A 21,920-nucleotide genomic window follows, 5' to 3' on the forward strand; every position below is an offset into this window, starting at 1 on the left:
ATGCACCGCACCCAGGCACGGCACGTCACCGTGGAAGAGCACCGCGAATCGGTCCGCCGGCTCCTGTCCCCGCTCCGCACCCCGGACCGGATTGAACGGCTCCCGATCCTCGCGGCGCTTGGCCGGGGACTCGCGGCGGACATCGTGGCTCCGCTGGACCTGCCCCCCTTCGAGAATTCACAGATGGACGGCTTCGCCATCCGCAGCGCCGACGTGCCCGATGGCGGCGGCGAACTGCGCGTGGTCGCTCCCGTTCCGGCCGGTGCTGCGCCGCCCGAGCTGGCCGCCGGGACCGCCGCCCCGATCATGACCGGCGCCATGATGCCGCCCGGGGCGGACGCCGTCGTCCCAATCGAACAGGCCGTGCCTTCGTTGTTCCCCGCGCCCGGCGTCCCCGCCACGGTCCGGTTGCCCGCCGTCCCGGCACGGAACTTCGTCCGCGACGCGGGCAGCGACATCAGGGCCGGGGAGCAGGCCCTCGGCGCCGGCACCTTCCTCGGGCCTGGCCAGCTGGGGCTCCTGGCCGCACTGGGATTCACCGAGGTGCCCGTCTACCGGACGCTGCGAATCTTGCTGGTCACCACCGGGGACGAGGTAGTGGAGCCGGGCGGCCCCCTGGGCGCCGGCAAGATCTACGACTCCAACTCCACCCTGCTGGAATCCTCCATGCGCCAGGCCGGCCTCGACGTCACGAGGACCGGGATCTCCACCGACCGCCCGGAGGAACTCGCCGCCCTGCTGCGCCGGCATGCCGCGGACGTGGACCTGATCGTCACCACCGGCGGCGTCAGCAAGGGCGCCTACGAGGTGGTCCGGCAGGCGATGGAGGGCCACGACGTCGACTTCTTCGGCGTCGCGATGCAGCCCGGCGGCCCGCAGGGAATCGGAACTTTCGACGGCGTTCCGGTCCTCGGGTTCCCGGGGAACCCCGTGAGTTGCCTCGTCTCCTTCGAGATGTTCCTCCGCCCGGCGCTTGGAGAACTCTTCGGCTCTCCCGCACCGCGTCCGGTGGTCAGGGCACGGCTCGCCGGGGCGCTGACGTCCCCGCCGGGCAAGCACCAGGTGCGGCGCGGCACGGCCCTCCCGGACGGCACCGTCCGGCTGGAAGGCGGCGCCGGCTCGCACCTCGTCAGTGCCCTGGCGCACTCCAACGCCCTGATCCAGGTGCCGGAAGGAATTGCCGCGCTCGCCGAGGGCGCCGAGGTGGAAGTATGGATGCTGTGAACGAAGAAAACCCGCCAACGGGAACCACAGGCCTGACCCACCTCCGGCAGGACGGCACGGCCCAGATGGTGGACGTGTCCAACAAGGCGGAGAGCACCCGCGAGGCCACGGCTACCGCCACGGTCCGCAGCACCGCCGAGGTCCTGTCCCTCCTCGGCGCCGGAGACCTGCCCAAGGGCGACGCCCTCGCCGTGGCCAGAGTCGCCGGGATCATGGCCGCCAAGAAGACCGCGGACCTGATCCCGCTGTGCCACCCGCTGCCGATCGCCAAAGTCACCGTCGACTTCGAACTCGACACCGACACCGTCACCGTCTTCGCCACCGTCAAGACCCGCGGCATCACCGGCGTCGAGATGGAAGCGCTGACCGCAGCCTCCGTGGCCGCCCTTAGCGTGTACGACATGATCAAGGCCGTGGACAAGCACGCGGTACTGACCAACATCAAAGTGCTGGCCAAAAGCGGCGGCAAGAGCGGGGACTGGACAATATGAGCATGCCCGAACCACACCGGCACGGCGAAGCCACCGGGCGGAAGGCCGGCGTCGTGATCGCCTCCACCCGGGCCGCGGCCGGAATCTATGAGGACCTCACCGGCCCCGTCATCATCGACTGGCTCACCGAGCACGGCTTCGAGACCTACCCGGCAATGGTGGTCCCGGACGGCGAAGCCGTCGGCGCAGCCCTGCGCGCGCTCCTGACCCAGGCGCCCGCCGTCATCATCACCAGCGGCGGCACGGGCCTCAGCCCCACCGACGCCACCCCGGAACAGACCCTGCCCCTGCTGGACCGGGAGATCCCCGGCATCATGGAAGGCATCCGCGGCGCCGGCATCGCCAAAACCCCGCTGGCGATGCTCAGCCGGGGCCACGCAGGAGCGGCCGGCCAGACCTTCATCGTCAATCTCCCCGGCTCCCCGAAGGGCGTCATGGACGGCCTCAGCGTGCTGGACCCCGTCCTCGGACACCTCTGCGACCAGCTGGAGGGCAGCCATGGCCACTGAACCAGCCCTTGAACCAGCCTTTGAAGTGCTGAACGCTGTGCTGAGCGCCGAGCCCATCTCCGTGGACCAGGCCATCGCCGCCGTGGAATCGGACACCGCGGGCGCGGTAGTCAGCTTCAGCGGCGTCGTCCGGAACCACGACGGCGGCAAACCGGTCCAGCGGCTCAGCTACAGCGCGCACCCGACCGCGCACCAGGTGATGGCCGACGTCGTCGCGCAGCTCGTCGCCGAGCAGGCGGCCGCGGGAGAACCCGCCGGGGCAGGCACTGCGGCAGCCACCGGCGCGGCCCAGCCGGTGCGGATCTGGGTGGCGCACCGGATCGGGATGCTGGAAATCGGTGATCCCGCCCTGGTCTGCGCCGTGTCCGCCGCGCACCGTGGCCAGGCCTTCGCAGTCTGCTCGGAACTGGTGGACCGGGTCAAGGCCCAGGTTCCGATCTGGAAGGAACAGTTCTTCACCGACGGCACGGTCGAGTGGGTCGGCGCGGGGGCGTAGGCCCGCCCGCGCCGCACCGGAGGTGCACCGGATGTGCGCATGGTCTGCGAAACCTGGGGGGCCTGTAACGCGCGGTCCCCGGTTCAAGGCGGCACCCGCCCCGGCGGTAGGGTTGATGGCATGACCGAACAACTCGCAGTCGCCGTGCTGGGCGCGAACGGGCGCATGGGCGCCGAAGCGGTGACCGCCGTCGAGGCCGCCGCGGACCTGAAGCTTGTCGCCGCGCTGTGCCGGAACGATTCCCTGGACACCCTCGTCGACGCCGGAGCCCGGATCGTGGTGGACCTGACCGTCCCCGAGAGCACCGAAGCGAACGTCCGCTTCGCCGTCGAACACGGCATGCACGCCGTTGTCGGCACCACCGGCTGGGATCCGGAGCGGCTGGGCCGGCTCGAGGAGCTCCTCGCCGGCCAGCCCGGCGTGGGAGTCCTGATCGCGCCGAACTTCGCGCTCGGATCGGTCCTTGCCTCCGCCTTCGCGGCCAAGGCTTCGCGGTACTTCGAATCGGTCGAAATCGTCGAACTGCACCACCCGGACAAAGTGGACGCCCCGTCCGGCACCGCCGAGCGGACCGCGCAGCTGATCTCCGCCGAGCGTGCAGCCGCCGGCCTCCCCGCCAGCCCGGACGCCACCACCAGCGAGCGCCCCGGCGCGCGCGGCTGCGACGTCGACGGCGTCCGCGTCCACAGCGTCCGGCTCCGCGGCCTGGTGGCGCACCAGGAGGTCCTGCTGGGCGGGCCGGGGGAGCAGCTGACCATCCGGCACGACTCCTTCGACCGTGCCTCGTTTATGCCCGGCGTGCTGCTGGGCGTGCGCAACGTCGCGGCCAACCCTGGCCTCACTGTCGGCCTGGACGGCTACCTGGACCTGGGGCTCTGAACGCCGTGGCCAACGTCCTGACCGCTTTCAAAGCCAACCGCACCAAGATCTGGGTCGGGGCCGTCACGCTCCTGCTGGTCTTCTACCTAGTGGTGTCCTTCCAGCGCGCGGTGTTGCTGATGACGGACCCCAACCCGGTGGCCAAGGCCATCGGCGTTGCGTATCTGCTCCTGCCGGTGATCGGCGCCTGGGCCCTGGTCCGCGAACTGCTCTTCGGCGCCCGGACCGAACGGCTGGCGAAAATCCTCGAAGCCGAGGGCGGGCTGCCGGAAGACAATCTGCCGCGCACCCCCGCGGGGCGGATCATCCGTGAAGCCGCGGACCGGGAATTTGAGAAGTACCGTGCCGAGACGGAAGCCGCGCCGGACGACTGGCGCTCCTGGTTCCGGCTCAGCTGCGCCTATGACGCCGCGGGCGACCGCAAGCGGGCGCGCACCTCAATGCGCGACGCCGTCCGGCTGTACCGTACGGGATCCCGCCAGGCCTGATCCGCTACGGGCGGGAATTCCGGCGCCGGGCAGCGCGCCGTGGCGGAGTGCCGCGGCGACTGTCGTGCCGCCCCGTGCGGCCCCAGGCCCGGCACCCCCGGCCGCGGGCACAGCTCCGGGAGAGCTAGCGGATGCGGGCCGGCTGGTACCGGCCGAGCTGGTTGGCCGCGTGCGCCACCCACTCCAGCGGCCCCCGCCACGCCAGGGCCGCGAAGATTCCGCCCAGGGCGAGGATCGCCGCCACCTGCACCCAATAGACGCCCTCGACCGTCCATCCGGCCGGCAGCGGCTGGCCGTACAGCGAGGCCATCACGCACAGGTGTGCCGTGTAGAGGCTCAGGGTCATGGCGCCGGCCCCCCGCAGCGGGAGCAACGCGTCCAGCCGGGCCCCCTGGACCAGCCGGCCCAGGATCAGGAAGACGCCAACGACGGCGGCCGCCACGCCCGAGGTGTGCAGCAGATCCAGCGTGGTGCCCGAGTGCGGGGCGCTGGAGGCGAGCCACCAGGCGGAACCGGTCTGTTCCACGCCGGCCAGGTTGACCTGCAGGAGGCTCTCCAGCGGATACGAGGGATTGAGCAGCGAAGCCTGCAGCGCGGCCCTGCCGCCCCAGTCCTCCATCATCACGATGCTGAGCCACTTGGCCAGGACCGCCACTGCGGATCCCACCGCCAGCAGCAGGACCGGGACCGCCGCCGAGGTGAGGGCCAGCCGGCCGATCGCGAGGCCGATCAGCAGATAGGTAATCCATTGCAGGACGGGGTAGTAGCCGGTCAGGAAGAGGTCCCCGAGCAGCACGGACGGCGTGGTCAGGTCCTCCCACAGCGGGTTGTGGCCCAGCTGCAGGGGAGGTTCGGCGGTGAGGAGCCATGGCCGCAGCAGGAAGGCCACCGCCGGGCTGACCAGCACCCAGCCGGCAGCCAGCACCAGCAGGTGTTTGACGTCGAGCCCAAGGAACGGCAGCACACAAAGGAACAACACGGCGTAGTGGACCAGGATGATGGCGATGTTCACTTCGAGCCCGCCGAGCGAAAGCCCGACGGCCCCGATCACCAGGGCCCGGAGCGCGACTCCCCGGCGGGCGGCCCACAGCTGGGGACCGTGCAGCGGCTGTTGCTTGCCGGTTGAGAGTGCCAGCCCGATTCCTGCGAGGACGGCGAACAGGGCCGAGGCGCGCCCGGAAAACACCAGGCCCACCCAGGTGGGCGTGAGCTGGGCGTCCGACTCGAAGGTCGGGAAGATGTGCGTGGCCATCATGCCCAGGAGGGCCACTCCGCGGGCGGCGTCGATGCCTGACAGCCGCGGACCCCCGAGCTTGCCTGCTGCGGACCGGGAAGTGGAGGCTGTTCCGCGCGACGTCATCTTTTGATCGTCTCACGATCAGGGCCGGTGAACTTCGGCCAGGGGATGGATTGGGGGATGTTCACAGGAGCTGCACAGCCCCTTGTGTTCGAATATATGTTCGAATACGATGTCGTCATGAACAACCGACCAGAACCCGCCTTCCCGCCGGACGCTGTCCCGTCGGATGCAACAGCAGGCGTGCTGAAAGCGATGAGTCCCGGCGTCGTGGACTTCCTCTTCCGGCAGCTCGTCGCCGGGGAACCGGCAGAGGACGTCCAGTGGCACAAGGAGGGGACCGTCCTGTCGGCGCAGGCGCCCGGCGCCGAACTGGCCCGCCGGCTCGCCGAAACCGAGCTCGTTGCGCTCACGCCCGGCGAACTCTTCGACTACGTTCGGGCGGCCCAGCGGCTCGCGGCGTGGGCGGAGGGGCTGCGGGAGGACGCCGTCAGCCGCTACTGCGCCTCACCCTCCGGCGGGACTGCCCCCGCCGGGTAGGCCCCGCCTAGGATGGCACTGTGACCACCGCGCTGACGCTTTCCGCCATCCAGTACACAGCCCTCGACGGCAGCCTTGCCGCCAACGTTCCGGAGCACATCCGCCTCATCGAAGACGCGGCCGACCACGGTGCCCGGCTGGTGGTTTTCCCCGAACTCTCCCTGACCGGCTACGACCTGGGAGGACTGGCGGACCCGGAGCGGTGGGTTACTGCCGCGGACCCGCGGCTGGACGGCGTGCGCGAAATTTGCCGGCGGACCGGCATTACCGCGGTTGTCGGGGCCCCGTTCCGGGAAGCGGACGGCACGTCCCGGCTGGCGTCCCTCGCCCTGCAGCCCGGCGGTGACGTGGAAGCGTCATTCAAGGTCTGGCTCCACGGCCCGGAGCAGCAGTTCTTCAAGCCCGGGGACCGCCCCGCCGTCCTGGACCTCGACGGCTGGAAAATTGCCCTGGCCGTTTGCCTCGATGCCGCCCGCCCGGTTCATGCGCGCGAGGCCGCGGAGGCGGGCGCCGACATCTATGCCGTCTCGGCCCTCTACTCCGCCGGCGAGGACCACCGGCTTGCCCTGCACCTCGGCGCCCGCGCCATGGACCACAGGATGTTCAGCGTGCTGGCGAACCTCGGCGGCACCACGGAGTTCGGCCCCTCGGCCGGCGGCAGCGGTTTCTGGGGGCCGGACGGGCTCGTCATCCGGCAGGCCGCCGGGACGGGGTCCGAGGTGGTGACCGCGACCCTGCAGTACGGGACCCTGGACCACTACGCCTACGAACGCGGGGCCGGAAGGCGCCGGGAGCCGGCCCCCCGGCCGGACCGCGGGTGAGGCTCCCGGCCCGGATTTGATCTTCATCACGTCGCCGTCATTGTCCGATCACACCGGGGACAGGGTAACGTTTTTCATATGGCTGACTCTCTCACTCGCTCTTCCACGTTCGGATCCCTCGTAACCGCCATGGTCACGCCTTTCACTTCCGACGGTGAAGTCGATTACCAGCAGAACGCGGAGCTGGCCATCAAGCTCGTCGACGACGGCCACGATGCCCTCGTCATTTCCGGCACCACGGGCGAAACCTCCACTCTGGAGGACGATGAGAAAGAAAAGCTCTTCCGCGTGGTCGTGGAAGCCGTGGGGGACCGTGCCAAGGTGATCGCCGGAACCGGCACCAACCACACGTCCCACTCGATCGAGATGGCCAAGCGCGCCGCCAAAGCCGGAGCCCACGGCCAGCTGATTGTCACGCCGTACTACAACAAGCCGAGCCAGGCCGGAATCCAGGCCCACATTGAAGCCGTCGCCGACGCCGCCGACCTTCCCGTGATGGTCTACGACATCCCCGGCCGTGCCTGCGTGCCGATCCTGCCCGAAACCATGATCCGGCTCGCTGATCACCGGAACATTGTTGCGCTCAAGGACGCCAAAGCCGACTTCGCGGCCGTTACCCGGGTCCTCGCAAACACCGACCTTGACGTCTACTCCGGCGATGACGGGCTGACCCTGCCGTGGATGGCAGCCGGGGCCGCCGGACTCGTGAGCGTCTCCGCGCACGTCGCGACGCGGCAGTTCCGCGCCATGATCGATGCCGCACTTGCGGGCGATTTCGCCACCGCCCGCACCATACATTTCGAACTGGACCCCGTGGTCCGTGCAGTGATGACCCATATCCAGGGTGCTGTTGCTGCGAAGCAAGTTCTTAAGTGGCAGGGAGTCCTGCCCAACTCGGTTGTCCGTTTGCCCCTCGTGGAGCCGGACAAAGCTGAGATCGAATCCATCCGCGAGGACTTGGCGGAAGCCGGAATGGTCTTTTCCTGATCAGGTGCTTGATCCTGTTCAGGAATGACCGGGCCGGTACCCGCCTGGAAAGTAGTGCATTATGACCCAAACCGCCCTTCCCGGCCTTGTCACGCCGCCGAAACTGCTCAAGGACACCCTGCGGATCGTCCCGCTCGGCGGCCTGGGGGAGATCGGCCGCAACATGACCGTCTTCGAGATCGACGGCAAGCTGCTCATCGTCGACTGCGGCGTCCTCTTCCCGGAGGAAACCCAGCCCGGCGTCGACCTGATCCTGCCCGATTTCTCCTACATCGAGAACCGCCTCGATGACATCGTCGCCGTCGTCCTGACCCACGGCCACGAGGACCACATCGGCGCCGTCCCGTACCTGCTGCGCCTGCGCGCCGACATTCCCCTGGTGGGTTCCCGGCTGACCCTGGCCCTCATCGAGGCGAAGCTGCAGGAACACCGGATCAAGCCGATCATCCAGACCGTCACCGAGGGCCAGGTCCAGAAGTTCGGCCCGTTCGAATGCGAATTCGTGGCCGTCAACCACTCCATCCCGGACGCCCTTGCCGTGTTCCTCCGCACCGCCGGCGGCACCGTGCTGCACACCGGTGACTTCAAGATGGACCAGCTGCCGCTCGACGGCCGCATTACCGACCTCCGCCACTTCGCCAAGCTCGGCGAAGAAGGCGTGGACCTGTTCATGTCCGACTCCACGAACGCCGACGTGCCGGGCTTCACCACCGCCGAAAAGGAAATCGGACCCGTCCTGGACCGGCTCTTCGGCCAGGCCTCCAAGCGCCTGATCGTCGCGTCCTTCTCCTCGCACATGCACCGCGTCCAGCAGGTGCTCGACGCCGCCGCCAACCACAACCGCAAGGTGGCCTTCGTCGGCCGCTCGATGGTCCGCAACATGACCATCGCGGAGAAGCTCGGCTACCTCGACGTGCCCCCGGGCATCCTGGTCGACATCAAGAACATCGACAACCTGCCGGACAACCGCGTGGTGCTGATGTCCACCGGTTCCCAGGGCGAACCGATGGCAGCACTGTCCCGCATGGCCAACGGTGACCACCGCGTCGTCGTCGGCAAGGGCGACACTGTCATCCTCGCCTCCAGCCTGATCCCGGGCAACGAGAACGCCGTCTTCCGCATCATCAACGGCCTGCTCAAGCTCGGCGCCGACGTCATCCACAAGGGCAACGCCAAGGTGCACGTCTCCGGCCACGCCGCCGCCGGCGAGCTGCTCTACTGCTACAACATCCTCGAGCCGCTGAACGCAATGCCGGTTCACGGCGAAACCCGCCACCTGATCGCTAACGGCAAGATCGCCCTCGACTCCGGTGTCCCCGAAGAGAGCATCCTTCTCGCGGACAACGGCACCGTCGTCGACCTCCGCGACCACCAGGCCGACATCGTCGGCCAGGTCGAAGTCGGCTTCGTCTATGTCGACGGCTCCAGTGTCGGCGAAGTCACCGAAGCTGACCTCAAGGACCGCCAGACCCTCGGCGATGAAGGCTTCATCTCCATCATCACCGTGATTCACCGCGCCACCGGCAAGGTCGTCTCCGGGCCTGAGATCCACGCCCGCGGCGTGGCCGAAGACGATTCCGTCTTCGACGAGATCATCCCCAAGATCAACGCCGCCCTGGAAGAAGCCGTGCTCAACCGCTCGGACCACACCACGCACCAGTTGCAGCAGGTTGTCCGCCGCGTCGTCGGCACCTGGGTCAACCGCAAGCTCCGCCGCAAGCCCCTGATCATCCCGGTGGTCCTGGAGGCCTAAGCGCCGGCGGTAGCGTCAGCGCTCCGCACCACGACGGCCTTCCCGGCCTGCCGCAGGCTCCCGCTTGCGGCGGACCGGGAGGGCCGTTTTTGCGTGTTCGGACGGCAACATGATCCCCGCGGAACCCCGGAAATCCGCGGTTTTCAAGCCCGCGTCGGGTACCGTTGCGGGTATGGCGACACGTACTTCCTCCGCGCCAAGAGGAAACTCCAGCGGTAAATCAGGCAGCTCTTCGACCCGGGGCTCCGGCCCGGCTGCGTCCAAATCCAGCAGGACCGGCAGATCGACCGGCACCGCGCGCACCCGCCAGATGGCCGCCGTCGAACCCAGGCAGCCCTGGCTGGTCCGGGTTGTGGCCGGCGCCTGGCTGGGTGTTGCGCATGTGGTCGGGGCGGGCATCCGCCGGATCGGCTACGACGTCAGCGATCTCGCGCCAGAGGACCGCCGCGACGGCGCAGCCCTGTTCAACCTCGCACTCGGGGTCTTCGTCGCCACTTTCGCCTGGTGGGGTTTCCAGGGCTGGTTCCCGGACATGGTCTACGGGATCGTCAACGGCACCTTCGGCTGGATGGCGCTGCTCCTGCCGCTGATGCTCTTTGTCTGCGCCTTCCGCCTGTTCCGCCAGCCCGTCGACGGCCGCGGCAACAACCGGATCGGGATCGGCTTCCTGATCATGACCTTCGCCGGTTCCGGCCTTGCCCACGTCATTGGCGGGGAACCGACCGTCGCCGACGGTTTCGACGGTCTGCGCCACGCCGGCGGCATGCTCGGTTACCTTGCCGCGGCCCCACTGGCCGCCATCCACTCCGCCGTCCCGCTGGCCGTCTACGGCCTGCTCGCCTTCACGTCCCTGCTGATCATCACCGCCACGCCATTCGGCGCCATCCCCGCCCGGCTGCGCGGCGCCTATGAACACCTCATGGGAATAGACCTGCAGGATCACGACGCCGACGGCGGCGACGGCCACGACCGCAGCTACCTCTACGAAAACGACACCCCGGCCCCGGCGAAGAAGAAGCGCCGCCGCCTCTTCGGCAAGGACCCCGAGGACGAATCCGGGCTCGAAGGCTACGTCGGCGACGAGGCGTTCGAGCGGGCACTCATCGCCGACGAGGAAGCCGAGGCCGCCCGGGCCGCGGGCGGCGCGAAAGCGGGCGCCAAGTCCGTCGCGCCCGGGGTGCGCCGCCCCACCCAGGCCGAGATCGCCGTCGAGAAGATCAAGGCCGCCCAGGGCCTCGGAAGTGCCGCGGCGGGGGAGAACGCCACCGAGGCGATTCCGCTGGTCACCCCGGGGATGATCGCCGCCGGGTCATTGAACCCGGACGCCCCCGCACCCGGCACCGCGGCGGTCGCAGCCGCCGCGAAGGTCCCCTCCAACCCCGTGGCCCCGGCGCCGCTTCCCACGCCGATCCCGCAGCGCACCGAGCAGCTCTCGCTCGCCGGCGACGTGACGTACACGCTGCCGGCGTCGGACGTCCTGACCCCGGGCTCCATCCCCAAGGAACGCACCGAGGCCAACGACGCGATCGTCGCGTCGCTGACCGAAACCCTCAACCAGTTCAACGTGGAAGCGCAGGTCACCGGCTTCAGCCGCGGCCCCACCGTCACCCGGTACGAGATCGAACTGTCCCCGGGCACCAAGGTGGAACGCGTCACGGCACTGTCCAAGAACATCTCCTACGCCGTCGCCAGCTCCGACGTGCGCATCCTGAGCCCCATCCCGGGCAAGTCCGCCATCGGCATCGAGATCCCCAACTCGGACCGCGAGACGGTGTCCCTGGGCGACGTGCTCCGCAGCCAGAACGCCCGGCGCACCGACCACCCGATGGTCATGGGCGTCGGCAAGGACGTCGAGGGCGGCTACGTCGTCGCCAACCTCGCCAAGATGCCGCACCTGCTGGTCGCAGGCGCCACCGGCGCCGGCAAGTCCTCGTTCGTGAACTCGATGATCACCTCCATCCTGATGCGCGCCACGCCCGACGAGGTCCGCATGGTCATGGTGGACCCCAAGCGGGTGGAACTCACCGCCTACGAGGGCGTACCGCACCTCATCACCCCGATCATCACCAACCCCAAGAAGGCCGCCGAGGCCCTGCAGTGGGTGGTCCGCGAAATGGACGCCCGCTACGACGACCTCGCCAACTACGGTTTCAAGCACATCGACGACTTCAACAAGGCCGTCCGTGCCGGCAAGGTCCACCCGCCCGAGGGTTCCAAGCGGGTCATCCGGCCGTACCCCTACCTGCTGGTGATCGTGGACGAACTCGCCGACCTCATGATGGTCGCCCCGCGCGACGTCGAAGACTCGATCGTCCGCATTACCCAGCTGGCCCGCGCGGCCGGCATTCACCTCGTGCTCGCCACGCAGCGGCCCTCCGTCGACGTCGTCACCGGCCTGATCAAGGCCAATGTGCCGTCCCGGATGGCGTTCGCGACCTCCTCGGTCACTGACTCCCGCGTGGTCCTGGACCAGCCGGGCGCCGAGAAGCTGATCGGCCAGGGCGACGCGCTGTTCCTGCCGATGGGCGCCTCCAAGGCCATGCGTGTCCAGGGCGCCTGGGTCACCGAGTCCGAAATCCACAAGGTGGTCGAACACGTCAAGGGCCAGCTCAAGGCCGTGTACCGCGACGACGTCGCTCCCGAGGCGCAGAAGAAGCAGATCGACGACGACATCGGGGACGATCTCGAGGTGCTGCTGCAGGCCACCGAGCTGGTGGTGACCACCCAGTTCGGCTCCACTTCAATGCTGCAGCGCAAGCTGCGCGTCGGGTTCGCGAAGGCCGGCCGCCTGATGGACCTGCTCGAGTCCAGGGGAGTGGTGGGTCCCTCGGAAGGTTCGAAGGCCCGCGACGTCCTGGTGAAGCCGGACGACCTGGCCGCGGTCCTCGCCGCGATGAAGGGCATGGACGTGCCCGCCACCGCCGACTCGCAGACCGCGGCGCTGAGCGACAACGCCAACGCGAACATCGCCCAGGGCGGCTACGCGGAGGACCTCGTCGCGGCGGACCTGGACAACCGCACCCAGGCGATCGAGTACCACGACGGCGCCGACGGCGGCTCCGGGGATGATGAGGATGGCTCCGAGGACGCCTGGTCGCTCACCGGCCGGTAGCAGGCGAAGACGGTAGCCTAGGAAGGTGAATAGCCCAGAAGCAAACAGTGCCGGATCCGCCCCACGGATCTGGAACCTGCCCAACATCCTGACGATGCTGCGGATTGCGATGGTGCCGTTCTTCATCTGGTTCCTGCTGCTCGACGCACCCGGGCTGGTCGCCCAGAACGGCGTCTGGCGCTGGGTTGCCGCGGCGACTTTCGCCCTTGCCATCTACACGGACAAGCTCGACGGCGACATCGCCCGCAGCCGCGGCCTCATCACCGACTTCGGCAAGATCGCCGACCCGATCGCCGACAAGCTGCTGATCGGCTCGGCCCTCGTGATGCTCTCGCTGCTGGGCGAGCTGCCGTGGTGGGTCACCATCCTAATCCTGGTCCGCGAATGGGGCGTCACCGCCCTGCGCTTCTTCGTCATCCGCTACGGGGTGATCCCGGCGTCGCGCGGCGGGAAACTGAAGACCGTCATCCAGACGGTGGCCATCTTCCTGTACATCCTTCCGCTGGCCTCGATCGCGCCGTGGCTCGGGTTCGTAGCCTTCGCCGTCATGATGGTGGCCCTGGCCATTACGGTCTGGACCGGCGTCGAATATGTCATTGAGGCCCTCAAGCTGCGCGCCAGCGGCATCCGGGCACAGCAACAGAAGATCCAGGAGGGCAAGCCATGACCAACCCCCACCACACGATCAACCTGCACCACCTGGCTGAAGAGGCCGTCACCGGCGCGATCGGGCGCGGCCTGACCGTCGCGACTGCCGAATCCCTGACCGCCGGCATGGTCGCCGCCGTGCTGGCCGACACGCCCGGAGCGTCCGGGATGCTGCAGGGCGGCGTTGTGTCCTACCAGAACTCCGTCAAGGCCGATGTGCTGGGAGTGCCCCGGGAACTGCTGGACAGCGTCGGAGCCGTCGACGGGAAGGTCGCCGAAGCCATGGCCGAGGGGGCCCGCAGGATCTGCGGCGCCGACATCGGCGTCTCCACCACCGGCGTCGCCGGCCCCGAGCCGCACGGCGGCAAGGACGTGGGCTCCGTCTACATCGGTGTCGCGACGGCGGGGGGCGCGACGTCGTTCGGGTACAGCTTCGAGGGCAACCGGCCGGAAATCCGCGGCCAGGCCTGCGCCGCGGCCCTGGAACGCCTGCTGGAAACTCTGGCGCCCTAAGGCTACCGGGCGTAAAGTTGCCGGGAACAAAACTCGATTCCTAATAGTTGTTACATTGTGTCGCTTCCGAATACGGGAGGCGCCTAGGATGAAAGCATCATCAGTGTCCGCTTTGACCGGCGGGCTCGACATAAAGAGGGAGCAAGGCGATACAGATGGTAAAGCAGCCCGTATCCGTTAACGGCGTTGTCCGCTGGAAGGATGTGGGCCTCGCCGATCAGGCTAAGAGCGAACAGAAGGAGCGCAAGATGGTTGTACTTCGTCACGAAATCGGTGATGTTCTGCGCGATGTCCGCCAACGCCAAGGCCGTACCCTCCGCGAAGTCTCGCACAGCGCCCGCGTTTCGCTGGGCTACTTGAGTGAAGTGGAACGCGGCCAGAAGGAAGCCTCTTCGGAGCTGCTGTCCTCGATCTGCTCGGCCCTCGATGTTCCGCTCTCCAGCATGCTCCGCGAAGTCAGCGACCGTGTCGCCGTCGCCGAGGGTGTTGCCGTTCCGGACACCGTCCCGCAGGAGTTTGCACAGCGGTACGGCCGTGACCTGGACCGTGAGCTCAACACGGACCTCAACGAAGAGTTGGCCAAGGGCCTTCTTTCCGGGGCGCGCTAGCCCCGGCACCCACTACTCGACAAGAAACCCCGGCGGTGTGCCGGGGTTTCTTGCGTTTCCGGCCCGGACCGCGGGTTACTGCGGTTCGTCGCGGGGGAAACCGTCACGCTCATAGGTGGCGTTGAGCTTGGCGATGTAGCGGGCAAGGGTCTGCAGTTCCTCCGTCGGCCACTCACCCAGCCGTTCGCGGAACACTTCCCGCCGGGCGTCCTGCACCTCGTGCATCTTCTCCTCGCCCACCGGCGTCAATCGGATTATCTGGGCACGGCCGTCCAGCGGGTCGGCTTCCTTGGCCACCAGGCCAAGGCGTTCCAGGAAAGCGATCTGCCGGCTCACCGAGGGCTTCCCGACGCCGATGCTGGACGCCAGTTCGGTCAGCCGGATGGCACCCTGGCGCCGGATCACGGCCAGCAGGCCGTAGGCCGCGGGTTCCATGTCCGGGTGGACCTGGCGGGAGAGGTGATGGGAGATGGAGCGGGCGCGGCGCCAGAGCATGCTCAACTGGTGCTCGACGGCGGTCAGTGCCGCTTCGGTGGAATCGTCAGCGCCGCCCGGGATCCCAGGGCCTTCGGCGGGATTGCTCATGGCAACCATTCTAGAGTCCTCCCGCAGCGTGAGAGACTCGAAGAGTGCGAATCAGTGACTTTTGGCGGCTTATGGATGACGAATTCGGGGCGGGGTACTCCCGCGTCCTCAGCAGCTCGCTGGTCCTGGCGGGAGTCGGCGGCCGGACTGCCGACCAGGCCTTGGGTGCCGGCGTACCGCCACGGCAGGTGTGGCTGGCGTTGTGCGAGGTCCAGGATGTGCCGCCCGAGCGGCGGCTGGGCCGCGACGTCAAACCGCGCTGACCCGGGTGCCGCAGTGTCATCCTGACAGCCTGCGCCTGACACGCCGCACGATTGTTCGAATATCTGTTCGGATGGGACTATGCTTTTTTCAGAGTGTTTTCCACATACGCGGGGCGAACAGGCAACTCTGTCAGTGGGTGCCAGTAGCTTCAGTAATGACAGAAAACTGATCAAGCAGCACTGATCACGAACACAGATCAGGCAGCACTGATCACGAACACTACACAGGGTCCGCAACGGCCCCTCCACAGCGAGAAAGTATCAGAGGTGTGAACCATGGCCGCAGCCCCGGATCGCCAGAAAGCGCTCGACGCAGCGCTTGCCCAGATTGACAAGCAGTTCGGCAAGGGCTCGGTCATGCGCCTCGGCGACGAAGTCCGTGCGCCCATCGAGGTCATCCCGACCGGCTCCATCGCGCTGGACGTCGCCCTGGGAATTGGCGGACTGCCCCGCGGCCGTGTTGTGGAAATCTACGGTCCGGAATCCTCCGGTAAGACCACCGTGGCATTGCATGCCGTCGCCAATGCCCAGCGCCTGGGCGGCATCGCTGCCTTCATCGACGCCGAGCACGCCCTGGACCCGGAGTATGCGGCCAAGCTGGGCGTCGACACCGACGCGCTCCTGGTCTCCCAGCCGGACACCGGCGAGCAGGCCCTGGAAATCATGGACATGCTGATTGGTTCCGGCTCCCTTGACGTCATCGTCATCGACTCCGTTGCGGCCCTCGTTCCCCGTGCGGAAATCGAAGGCGACATGGGCGACAGCCACGTGGGCCTGCAGGCCCGCCTGATGAGCCAGGCCCTCCGTAAGATCACCGGCCGGCTGAGCCAGACCAAAACCACTGCCATCTTCATCAACCAGCTGCGCGAAAAGATCGGCGTCTTCTTCGGCTCCCCGGAAACCACCACCGGTGGTAAGGCGCTGAAGTTCTACGCCTCCATCCGCATCGACGTCCGCCGGATCCAGACCCTCAAGGAGGGCGCGGACTCGGTCGGCAACCGCACCAAGGCCAAAATCGTCAAGAACAAGATGGCCCCGCCCTTCAAGATCGCCGAGTTCGACATCATCTACGGTCAGGGCATTTCCCGTGAAGGCGGCATCATCGACATGGGTGTCGAGCACGGCCTGATCAAGAAGTCCGGCTCCTGGTTCACCTACGATGGCGACCAGCTGGGCCAGGGCATGGAGAACTCCCGGCGCTTCCTGCGCGACAATCCGGAGCTGGCTGCGGAGCTGGAGCGGCTCATCAAGGAGAAGCTTGGCGTCGGCGTAAAGGCCCCCGCCGAGACCGAAGATTCACCGAAGCTGAAGGCCGTTGACGGTTTCTAACGGCCGGCGGCGCAAAGGGGCAGGATTCCCAGCACGGAATTCTGCCCCAGGCTTTGCCGGCGGAGACGGGCCCCGGGAAGGGCCTTCGGGCGCGGATGCTCCTGCCGAACGGGACCGTGACGCGGATCCGGCCGCAGTCGCACGCAACATTGTCCTGCGGCAGCTGACGAACTCGCCCAAAAGCCGGTTGCAGCTCGCCCGCAAGCTGGCAGAGCGCAACATCCCGGACGACGTCGCCGAGGCGGTCCTGGACCGCTTCGAAGAGGTGAAGCTCGTGGACGACGCGGATTTTGCCGACATGTGGGTCCGGTCCCGGTCCCAGAGCCGCAAACTCGCCAAGGGCGCCCTCCGCCGCGAACTCGCCGAGAAGGGCATCGACGAGGACACCGCGACCGGCGCCCTGGAACAGCTCAGCGACGAGGACGAGGAAGCGGCGGCCCGCGAACTCGTCCAGCGCAAGCTCCGCGGCGTGACTGCGTTCGAGGACCGCGCGGAGCGGGACAAGACCACGCGGCGGCTGGCGTCCATGCTTGCCCGCAAGGGATACCAGCCCTCACAGGCGTTCCGGATCGTCGGCGAAGTCCTCGATGACGCCGTGTCCGGGGCCGGCGCGGGGTCCGGACCGGAGTTCTAGGGAAGCCCGGCAGCGCGCCGACCCGGTACCCTTAACAGGTGAGTTTGACCATTCCCTCCCCAGCAGCCGGCCCCACCCCTCCCACGGACGCCTCGTCAACACCTGGCGCCGGGTCCACGTCCGCCACACCGCAGCCCCGTACCTACCAGGTGCGGACATTCGGCTGCCAGATGAACGTGCACGACTCCGAGCGGATGTCCGGGATGCTCGAGGCCGCCGGCTACGTCCCCTCCGCCGGAGAACTGGCCGACGTCGTGGTGTTCAACACCTGCGCGGTTCGGGAAAACGCCGACAACAAGCTCTACGGCAACCTGGGCATCCTGGCGCCGGTCAAGGCCGCCAACCCCGGAATGCAGATCGCCGTCGGAGGCTGCCTCGCGCAGAAGGACCGCGACACCATCCTGAAGAAGGCCCCCTGGGTAGACGCCGTCTTCGGCACCCACAACGTCGGCGCCCTGCCGGCCCTGCTGGAACGCGCCCGGCACAACAACGAAGCGCAGCTCGAGATCCTCGAGTCCCTCGACGTCTTCCCGTCAACGCTGCCCACCAAGCGGGACTCGGTCTATTCCGGCTGGGTGTCGATCTCCGTCGGCTGCAACAACACCTGCACGTTCTGCATCGTCCCGGCCCTGCGCGGCAAGGAAAAGGACCGACGACCCGGCGACATCCTGGCCGAGATCCAGGCCCTCGTCGACGACGGCGCGATCGAAGTAACCCTGCTGGGCCAGAACGTAAACTCCTACGGCGTCGAATTCGGCGACCGGCAGGCGTTCTCGAAGCTCCTGCGCGCCTGCGGCGACATCCCCGGCCTCGAACGCGTCCGGTTCACGAGCCCGCACCCCGCCGCCTTCACCGACGACGTCATCGACGCCATGGCCGAGACCCCGAACGTGATGCCGCAGCTGCACATGCCCCTGCAGTCCGGCTCCGACAAAGTCCTCAAGGACATGAAGCGGTCCTACCGCTCCACCAAGTTCCTCGGCATCCTGGACAAGGTGCGCGAGAAGATCCCGCACGCCGCCATCTCCACGGACATCATCGTCGGCTTCCCCGGCGAGACCGAGGAGGACTTCCAGGCCACGCTCGACGTCGTCGAGAAGTCCCGCTTCGCCACCGCCTTCACCTTCCAGTACTCCAAGCGACCCGGCACACCCGCCGCGGAGCTCCCGGACCAGCTCCCCAAGGCCGTCGTGCAGGAACGCTTCGAACGCCTCACCGCCCTGCAGGACCGCATCGCCGCCGAGGAGAACGCCCGCCAGCTCGGCCGGCGCGTCGAGGTCATGGTCACGGCCCAGTCCGGACGCAAATCCGGAGAGACCCACCGGCTCTCGGGCCGGTCCCAGGACCAGCGCCTGGTCCACTTCTCCGTGCCGGCCGGTGCGCAGACGCCCCGCCCCGGCGACCTGGTCACCGTGACCATCACCGAGGCCGCGTCGTTCCACCTCGTCGCCGACCCGGCGACGTCGGCCGACTACAGCCTCCGACGCTCGCGCGCGGGCGACGCCTGGGACAGGTCCCAGGCGGACTCCTGCGGCGCACCCGCTCCGGGATCCGCGTCCGGTGCCACCGGGGTGTCGCTGGGAATGCCCACCCTTCCCGTCCGCGGCCGCTAGTCCGTGACAGCTCAGCAGGGCCCCGCTGCCGGCAGCGCACACGACGCCGCAGCAGGAACACCACCCGCAGTGAGCGCCCCCGCAGGCACAGCACCGGAAGGCGCAGCGCCGGCCGGCACAGCACCGGACGCCGCCGCACCGAAGGGTGCCGTAGCTGACGGCGCGGCTGCGGGGACAGCGGCGGACGGCGCTCTGCCGGTGATCGCCGTCGTCGGGCCCACCGGCTCCGGCAAGTCCGACCTCGCCGTCTCGCTGGCACGGGAGCTCGACGGCGAAGTCATCAACGCCGATTCCATGCAGTTCTACCGCGGCATGGACATCGGCACCGCCAAGATCACCATGGCCGAACGCAGGGGAGTGCCGCACCATCTCCTGGACATCCTGGATGTGACCGAGGAAGCCAGCGTCTCGGACTTCCAGCAGCAGGCCCGCGAACTCATCGCCGGCATCCACGCCCGCGGCAAACGCGCCATCCTGGCCGGCGGCTCCGGCCTCTACGTCCGAGCCGCCCTCGACGTGCTGGATTTCCCGGGCACCGACCCCGCCATCCGGGGCCGGCTCGAAGCGGAACTGGAAACCGCCGGACCGGCGCCGCTGCGGGCACGGCTGGAAGCCGTGGACCCGGTCTCGGCCGGCCGGCTCGGGGACGCCCGCCGGATCATCCGCGCGCTGGAAGTATTCGAACTGACAGGACGGCCGTTCAGCTCGTTCATGCCCACCCGCGAGTACTTCCAGCCCGCCGTGCAAATCGGGCTCGAGGTAGACCGGGGACAGCTCCGGGAACGGCTCGCCCGCCGGGTCCACACCATGGTGGACAGCGGGCTCCTCGATGAGGTCCGGAGGCTCGACGCCGCCGGACTCCGGCTCGGCAAGACCGCGCCGCGCGCCCTCGGGTACGCCCAATTCCTGAACGTCCTCGACGGCGGATCCGACCCGGCGCAGGCCGCCGAGGAAACGATCGTTGCGACCCGGCAGTTCGCGCGCCGCCAGCTCACCTGGTTCCGCGCCGACCCCCGCATCCACTGGCTTGACTGGCAGGATCCGGAACTGGTGGCCAAGGCGGCTGCCCTCTGCGTCCCCGGCTGACGTTCCGGGCCGGCAGTTCCCTGTCGGCGAGTGGATCGCCAGGGTGGATTCCCGGGGAGGTTGACGGGCGGCCCCGGGTCGAAACGGTAACCTTGGAGCATGGACGAACCCCTGGCCGCGGCCGCCGATCGCAACACCGCCGCTGACCCTGCTGCCCTGAGCGGACTGACGTTTTCCAAGGGCCACGGCACGGGCAACGACTTTGTGCTCCTGGCCGACCCCAACGGCACGCTGTCGGTGACGCCGGAGCAGGTCGCAGCCCTGTGCGACCGCCACCGCGGAATCGGCGGCGACGGACTGATCCGCGCCGTCCCGTCCCGGTTGCTCGCCGAGGGCCAGGAGCTGCTGACCCGGCACCCGGACGCCGAATGGTTCATGGACTACCGCAACGGCGACGGCTCACTCTCCGAGATGTGCGGCAACGGCGTCCGCGTCTTTGTGCACTTCCTGATTGCCGAAGGCCTCGTCGAACTGCCTGCCGGCGAATCACTGACCATCGGCACCCGCGGCGGCGCCAAGACCATCGTCCGCACCGCCTCCGGCTACGCCGTCGACATGGGCCCTTGGGAATTCATCTTCCCGGGCGAGGCCACCGCCCGGGCCATGGATTCACTGGTCAGCGCGGCGGGGCTGGAGGTCGCCCGGCCCGCCCTGTCCGTCAGCATGGGCAACCCGCATACCGTTGTGGCACTGGCAGAACTCGCCGAGCTGGAGGCCACGCAGCTGTTCACCGCACCCCACGTGGACCCCACCCCGCCGCACGGAACCAATGTTGAGTTCGTGGTGCCGTCCGAGCCGCTGGTCCACGAAGGCGTAGGAACCATCACCATGCGCGTTCATGAGCGCGGAGTCGGAGAAACGCAGTCCTGCGGCACTGGCGCCTGCGCGGCCGCCGTCGCGATCCGCCACTGGGCCGGCCAGGGTGCCCCGGATGCGTGGAATGTCCATGTCCCAGGCGGAGTCGTCGGCGTGAAGTTCTTCCTCGGCGCCGCGGGCCACGAGCACGTCGAGCTCAGCGGCCCCGCGGTGATCGTCGCTAGTGGGACGCTTTCCTGACCCGAAGGATCCGGAACGACTTCGAGGTGCTCTCGCGCGTCACCGCGAAGCTGCTGTCCAGCTCTGCTGCGAGCCAGCGCTGCAGCGAATCCGACCCCAGGTTCTTCTGCACCACCAGCCATGCGGAGCCGCCCGGCGCCAGCCGGGGAAGCCACAGGAGCAGCAGGGCGTGGAGCTCGTCCTTGCCGATCCGGATGGGCGGGTTGGACCAGATGGTGTCGAAGCGAAGCTCGGGGTCGACGGCGTCGGGCGTGCTGGCCGTGACGTTGCCCAAGCCCAGCAGTGTGGCGTTTTCGTTGGTTAGGGTCACGCAGCGCTCGTTGACGTCCACGGCGTAGACCCGGGAATGCGGTGCCCGCAGGGCCATGGTCAGCGCGATCGGACCCCAGCCGCAACCAATGTCCAGCAAGTTCCCCTGCGGCGCGGGGGATGGGGCCTCGGCCAGCAGCACAGCCGTGCCTTTGTCGATGCCGTCCGGGCTGAAGATACCGGAGGACGTCTGCAGTTGCCGCGTGGCACCGGCAAGCTCCACGGTCAGTGGCTTGCGGGTGAACGGCCCAGAGGGCTGGGCGCTGAAATAGTGTGCAGACTCCATAACTGGCTAGATTAGTTGGCCGTCGGCCCCTAGAGGAAACCGCGGCGGCCGGCCGGAGCCAGCCGGGCCGTCTGCTAGTGTTAAAAACATGTTCTTGATCTTCAAGTAGCCGGCACGGGCCTTCCGTTCTTCACCGGAGTCCCGTCCCCGCAGCGACGCAGGTAGTTACCTTCCGCTCAGTGCGCCACCCGTGATTGTCCTGAAATGGATTCGCCGCTGGCGCCCGAACTTGGAGTTTGGCAGCGCTCACTGGAGCCCGGCCCGGGCGGAACAACTCCCTCCTCAAGGCAGAACCCATGCCTGTTCCCTCCCCGTTTCCACCGCTCCGGCCCGGAGCCCACCCTGCCCCCGGCACCGCTGCCGCAGGCATCCCAGGAGGCCATGAATGACCAA

At 68.3% G+C, this 21,920-nt stretch carries 23 protein-coding genes; 20 read left to right on the forward strand and 3 right to left on the reverse strand.

The features are described 5' to 3' along the window. The 6 genes from AC1DC5_RS10500 to AC1DC5_RS10525 all read left to right on the forward strand — a co-directional run bounded on the left by AC1DC5_RS10500 (position 1) and on the right by AC1DC5_RS10525 (position 4,087). A complete protein-coding gene (locus tag AC1DC5_RS10500; protein ID WP_476865081.1) occupies positions 1-1,224 on the forward strand; it encodes a molybdopterin molybdotransferase MoeA in 1,224 nt (407 codons plus the stop codon). Continuing rightward, a complete protein-coding gene (gene moaC, locus AC1DC5_RS10505; RefSeq protein ID WP_476865082.1) occupies positions 1,212-1,715 on the forward strand; it encodes a cyclic pyranopterin monophosphate synthase MoaC in 504 nt (167 codons plus the stop codon). The genes AC1DC5_RS10500 and moaC overlap by 13 nt, the downstream gene beginning before the upstream one ends. Next, the gene (locus AC1DC5_RS10510) at positions 1,712-2,224 is read left to right on the forward strand and encodes a MogA/MoaB family molybdenum cofactor biosynthesis protein (RefSeq protein ID WP_441405459.1); all 513 of its coding nucleotides are present in this window, start codon (positions 1,712-1,714) and stop codon (positions 2,222-2,224) included. Before moaC ends, AC1DC5_RS10510 begins: the two co-directional genes overlap by 4 nt. Further along, a complete protein-coding gene (locus AC1DC5_RS10515) occupies positions 2,214-2,720 on the forward strand; it encodes a molybdenum cofactor biosynthesis protein MoaE (RefSeq protein WP_476865083.1) in 507 nt (168 codons plus the stop codon). Before AC1DC5_RS10510 ends, AC1DC5_RS10515 begins: the two co-directional genes overlap by 11 nt. Before the next feature lie 120 nt (positions 2,721-2,840). After that, on the forward strand, positions 2,841-3,599 hold the full coding sequence (gene dapB / locus AC1DC5_RS10520) for a 4-hydroxy-tetrahydrodipicolinate reductase (protein WP_476865084.1): 759 nt from the start codon (positions 2,841-2,843) through the stop codon (positions 3,597-3,599). Between the two features lie 5 nt (positions 3,600-3,604). Continuing rightward, positions 3,605-4,087, forward strand: coding sequence for a hypothetical protein (locus tag AC1DC5_RS10525; RefSeq protein WP_476865085.1), 483 nt, complete (start codon positions 3,605-3,607; stop codon positions 4,085-4,087). Between the two features lie 124 nt (positions 4,088-4,211). Here the strand turns inward: AC1DC5_RS10525 and AC1DC5_RS10530 are convergent, their stop codons facing one another. Continuing rightward, positions 4,212-5,447, reverse strand: coding sequence for a heparan-alpha-glucosaminide N-acetyltransferase domain-containing protein (locus AC1DC5_RS10530; RefSeq protein ID WP_476865086.1), 1,236 nt, complete (start codon positions 5,445-5,447; stop codon positions 4,212-4,214). 117 nt (positions 5,448-5,564) lie between these two features. On the opposite strand from AC1DC5_RS10530, the gene AC1DC5_RS10535 reads away from it, so the two are divergent. From AC1DC5_RS10535 to AC1DC5_RS10570, 8 genes are all read left to right on the forward strand, one after another. Beyond that, the gene (locus AC1DC5_RS10535) at positions 5,565-5,924 is read left to right on the forward strand and encodes a hypothetical protein (RefSeq protein ID WP_476865087.1); all 360 of its coding nucleotides are present in this window, start codon (positions 5,565-5,567) and stop codon (positions 5,922-5,924) included. A gap of 20 nt (positions 5,925-5,944) precedes the next feature. Next, positions 5,945-6,745, forward strand: a complete 801-nt coding sequence (locus tag AC1DC5_RS10540; protein WP_476865088.1) for a carbon-nitrogen hydrolase family protein — start codon at positions 5,945-5,947, stop codon at positions 6,743-6,745. 78 nt (positions 6,746-6,823) lie between these two features. After that, positions 6,824-7,732 carry a 4-hydroxy-tetrahydrodipicolinate synthase gene (dapA, locus tag AC1DC5_RS10545; protein WP_476865089.1) on the forward strand — a complete coding sequence of 303 codons (909 nt, stop codon included), beginning with the start codon at positions 6,824-6,826 and terminating at the stop codon, positions 7,730-7,732. A gap of 61 nt (positions 7,733-7,793) precedes the next feature. After that, positions 7,794-9,485, forward strand: a complete 1,692-nt coding sequence (locus tag AC1DC5_RS10550) for a ribonuclease J (RefSeq protein ID WP_441405451.1) — start codon at positions 7,794-7,796, stop codon at positions 9,483-9,485. 172 nt (positions 9,486-9,657) lie between these two features. Continuing rightward, positions 9,658-12,597, forward strand: coding sequence for an FtsK/SpoIIIE family DNA translocase (locus AC1DC5_RS10555; RefSeq protein WP_441405450.1), 2,940 nt, complete (start codon positions 9,658-9,660; stop codon positions 12,595-12,597). 25 nt (positions 12,598-12,622) lie between these two features. Continuing rightward, positions 12,623-13,264 carry a CDP-diacylglycerol--glycerol-3-phosphate 3-phosphatidyltransferase gene (gene pgsA / locus AC1DC5_RS10560; RefSeq protein WP_441405449.1) on the forward strand — a complete coding sequence of 214 codons (642 nt, stop codon included), beginning with the start codon at positions 12,623-12,625 and terminating at the stop codon, positions 13,262-13,264. Beyond that, positions 13,261-13,758 (forward strand): CinA family protein, encoded by a 498-nt coding sequence (locus tag AC1DC5_RS10565; protein WP_441405448.1) that lies wholly within the window; start codon positions 13,261-13,263, stop codon positions 13,756-13,758. Before pgsA ends, AC1DC5_RS10565 begins: the two co-directional genes overlap by 4 nt. 155 nt (positions 13,759-13,913) lie before the next feature. Then, on the forward strand, positions 13,914-14,366 hold the full coding sequence (locus tag AC1DC5_RS10570) for a helix-turn-helix domain-containing protein (protein ID WP_056432397.1): 453 nt from the start codon (positions 13,914-13,916) through the stop codon (positions 14,364-14,366). Positions 14,367-14,441: 75 nt separating this feature from the next. On the opposite strand, the gene AC1DC5_RS10575 is transcribed toward AC1DC5_RS10570, so the two are convergent. Further along, positions 14,442-14,951, reverse strand: a complete 510-nt coding sequence (locus AC1DC5_RS10575; RefSeq protein ID WP_441405447.1) for a MarR family winged helix-turn-helix transcriptional regulator — start codon at positions 14,949-14,951, stop codon at positions 14,442-14,444. A gap of 44 nt (positions 14,952-14,995) precedes the next feature. Here AC1DC5_RS10575 and AC1DC5_RS10580 point away from each other — a divergent pair, with 44 nt between their 5' ends. The 6 genes from AC1DC5_RS10580 to dapF all read left to right on the forward strand — a co-directional run bounded on the left by AC1DC5_RS10580 (position 14,996) and on the right by dapF (position 20,932). Continuing rightward, on the forward strand, positions 14,996-15,214 hold the full coding sequence (locus AC1DC5_RS10580) for a DUF3046 domain-containing protein (RefSeq protein WP_160666697.1): 219 nt from the start codon (positions 14,996-14,998) through the stop codon (positions 15,212-15,214). Between the two features lie 276 nt (positions 15,215-15,490). Beyond that, positions 15,491-16,543, forward strand: coding sequence for a recombinase RecA (gene recA / locus AC1DC5_RS10585; RefSeq protein ID WP_441405446.1), 1,053 nt, complete (start codon positions 15,491-15,493; stop codon positions 16,541-16,543). A 148-nt stretch (positions 16,544-16,691) separates the two neighbouring features. Then, entirely contained in the window at positions 16,692-17,177 is a 486-nt protein-coding gene (locus AC1DC5_RS10590; RefSeq protein ID WP_441405603.1) for a regulatory protein RecX, read from the forward strand. A gap of 38 nt (positions 17,178-17,215) precedes the next feature. After that, positions 17,216-18,790 (forward strand): tRNA (N6-isopentenyl adenosine(37)-C2)-methylthiotransferase MiaB, encoded by a 1,575-nt coding sequence (miaB, locus tag AC1DC5_RS10595; protein WP_441405445.1) that lies wholly within the window; start codon positions 17,216-17,218, stop codon positions 18,788-18,790. A 192-nt stretch (positions 18,791-18,982) separates the two neighbouring features. Next, positions 18,983-19,876 (forward strand): tRNA (adenosine(37)-N6)-dimethylallyltransferase MiaA, encoded by an 894-nt coding sequence (miaA, locus tag AC1DC5_RS10600; protein WP_441405602.1) that lies wholly within the window; start codon positions 18,983-18,985, stop codon positions 19,874-19,876. A gap of 99 nt (positions 19,877-19,975) precedes the next feature. Next, on the forward strand, positions 19,976-20,932 hold the full coding sequence (gene dapF / locus AC1DC5_RS10605; protein ID WP_441405444.1) for a diaminopimelate epimerase: 957 nt from the start codon (positions 19,976-19,978) through the stop codon (positions 20,930-20,932). On the opposite strand, the gene AC1DC5_RS10610 is transcribed toward dapF, so the two are convergent. After that, the gene (locus AC1DC5_RS10610) at positions 20,913-21,527 is read right to left on the reverse strand and encodes a class I SAM-dependent methyltransferase (protein ID WP_441405443.1); all 615 of its coding nucleotides are present in this window, start codon (positions 21,525-21,527) and stop codon (positions 20,913-20,915) included. The two genes, dapF and AC1DC5_RS10610, sit on opposite strands and share 20 nt — an antisense overlap. Positions 21,528-21,920: the final 393 nt, after the last annotated feature.

It is taken from the genome of Arthrobacter sp. 10L424, from assembly GCF_056395325.1.

What these genes read in the sequence shown, in the direction of transcription:
- AC1DC5_RS10500 (WP_476865081.1), top strand. Translation starts at nt 1, where the DNA reads ATGCACCGCACCCAGGCACGGCACGTCACCGTGGAAGAGCACCGCGAA.
- moaC (WP_476865082.1), top strand. Translation starts at nt 1,212, where the DNA reads ATGGATGCTGTGAACGAAGAAAACCCGCCAACGGGAACCACAGGCCTG.
- AC1DC5_RS10510 (WP_441405459.1), top strand. Translation starts at nt 1,712, where the DNA reads ATGAGCATGCCCGAACCACACCGGCACGGCGAAGCCACCGGGCGGAAG.
- AC1DC5_RS10515 (WP_476865083.1), top strand. Translation starts at nt 2,214, where the DNA reads ATGGCCACTGAACCAGCCCTTGAACCAGCCTTTGAAGTGCTGAACGCT.
- dapB (WP_476865084.1), top strand. Translation starts at nt 2,841, where the DNA reads ATGACCGAACAACTCGCAGTCGCCGTGCTGGGCGCGAACGGGCGCATG.
- AC1DC5_RS10530 (WP_476865086.1), bottom strand. Translation starts at nt 5,447, where the DNA reads ATGACGTCGCGCGGAACAGCCTCCACTTCCCGGTCCGCAGCAGGCAAG.
- AC1DC5_RS10535 (WP_476865087.1), top strand. Translation starts at nt 5,565, where the DNA reads ATGAACAACCGACCAGAACCCGCCTTCCCGCCGGACGCTGTCCCGTCG.
- dapA (WP_476865089.1), top strand. Translation starts at nt 6,824, where the DNA reads ATGGCTGACTCTCTCACTCGCTCTTCCACGTTCGGATCCCTCGTAACC.
- AC1DC5_RS10550 (WP_441405451.1), top strand. Translation starts at nt 7,794, where the DNA reads ATGACCCAAACCGCCCTTCCCGGCCTTGTCACGCCGCCGAAACTGCTC.
- AC1DC5_RS10555 (WP_441405450.1), top strand. Translation starts at nt 9,658, where the DNA reads ATGGCGACACGTACTTCCTCCGCGCCAAGAGGAAACTCCAGCGGTAAA.
- AC1DC5_RS10565 (WP_441405448.1), top strand. Translation starts at nt 13,261, where the DNA reads ATGACCAACCCCCACCACACGATCAACCTGCACCACCTGGCTGAAGAG.
- AC1DC5_RS10570 (WP_056432397.1), top strand. Translation starts at nt 13,914, where the DNA reads ATGGTAAAGCAGCCCGTATCCGTTAACGGCGTTGTCCGCTGGAAGGAT.
- AC1DC5_RS10575 (WP_441405447.1), bottom strand. Translation starts at nt 14,951, where the DNA reads ATGAGCAATCCCGCCGAAGGCCCTGGGATCCCGGGCGGCGCTGACGAT.
- recA (WP_441405446.1), top strand. Translation starts at nt 15,491, where the DNA reads ATGGCCGCAGCCCCGGATCGCCAGAAAGCGCTCGACGCAGCGCTTGCC.
- dapF (WP_441405444.1), top strand. Translation starts at nt 19,976, where the DNA reads ATGGACGAACCCCTGGCCGCGGCCGCCGATCGCAACACCGCCGCTGAC.
- AC1DC5_RS10610 (WP_441405443.1), bottom strand. Translation starts at nt 21,527, where the DNA reads ATGGAGTCTGCACACTATTTCAGCGCCCAGCCCTCTGGGCCGTTCACC.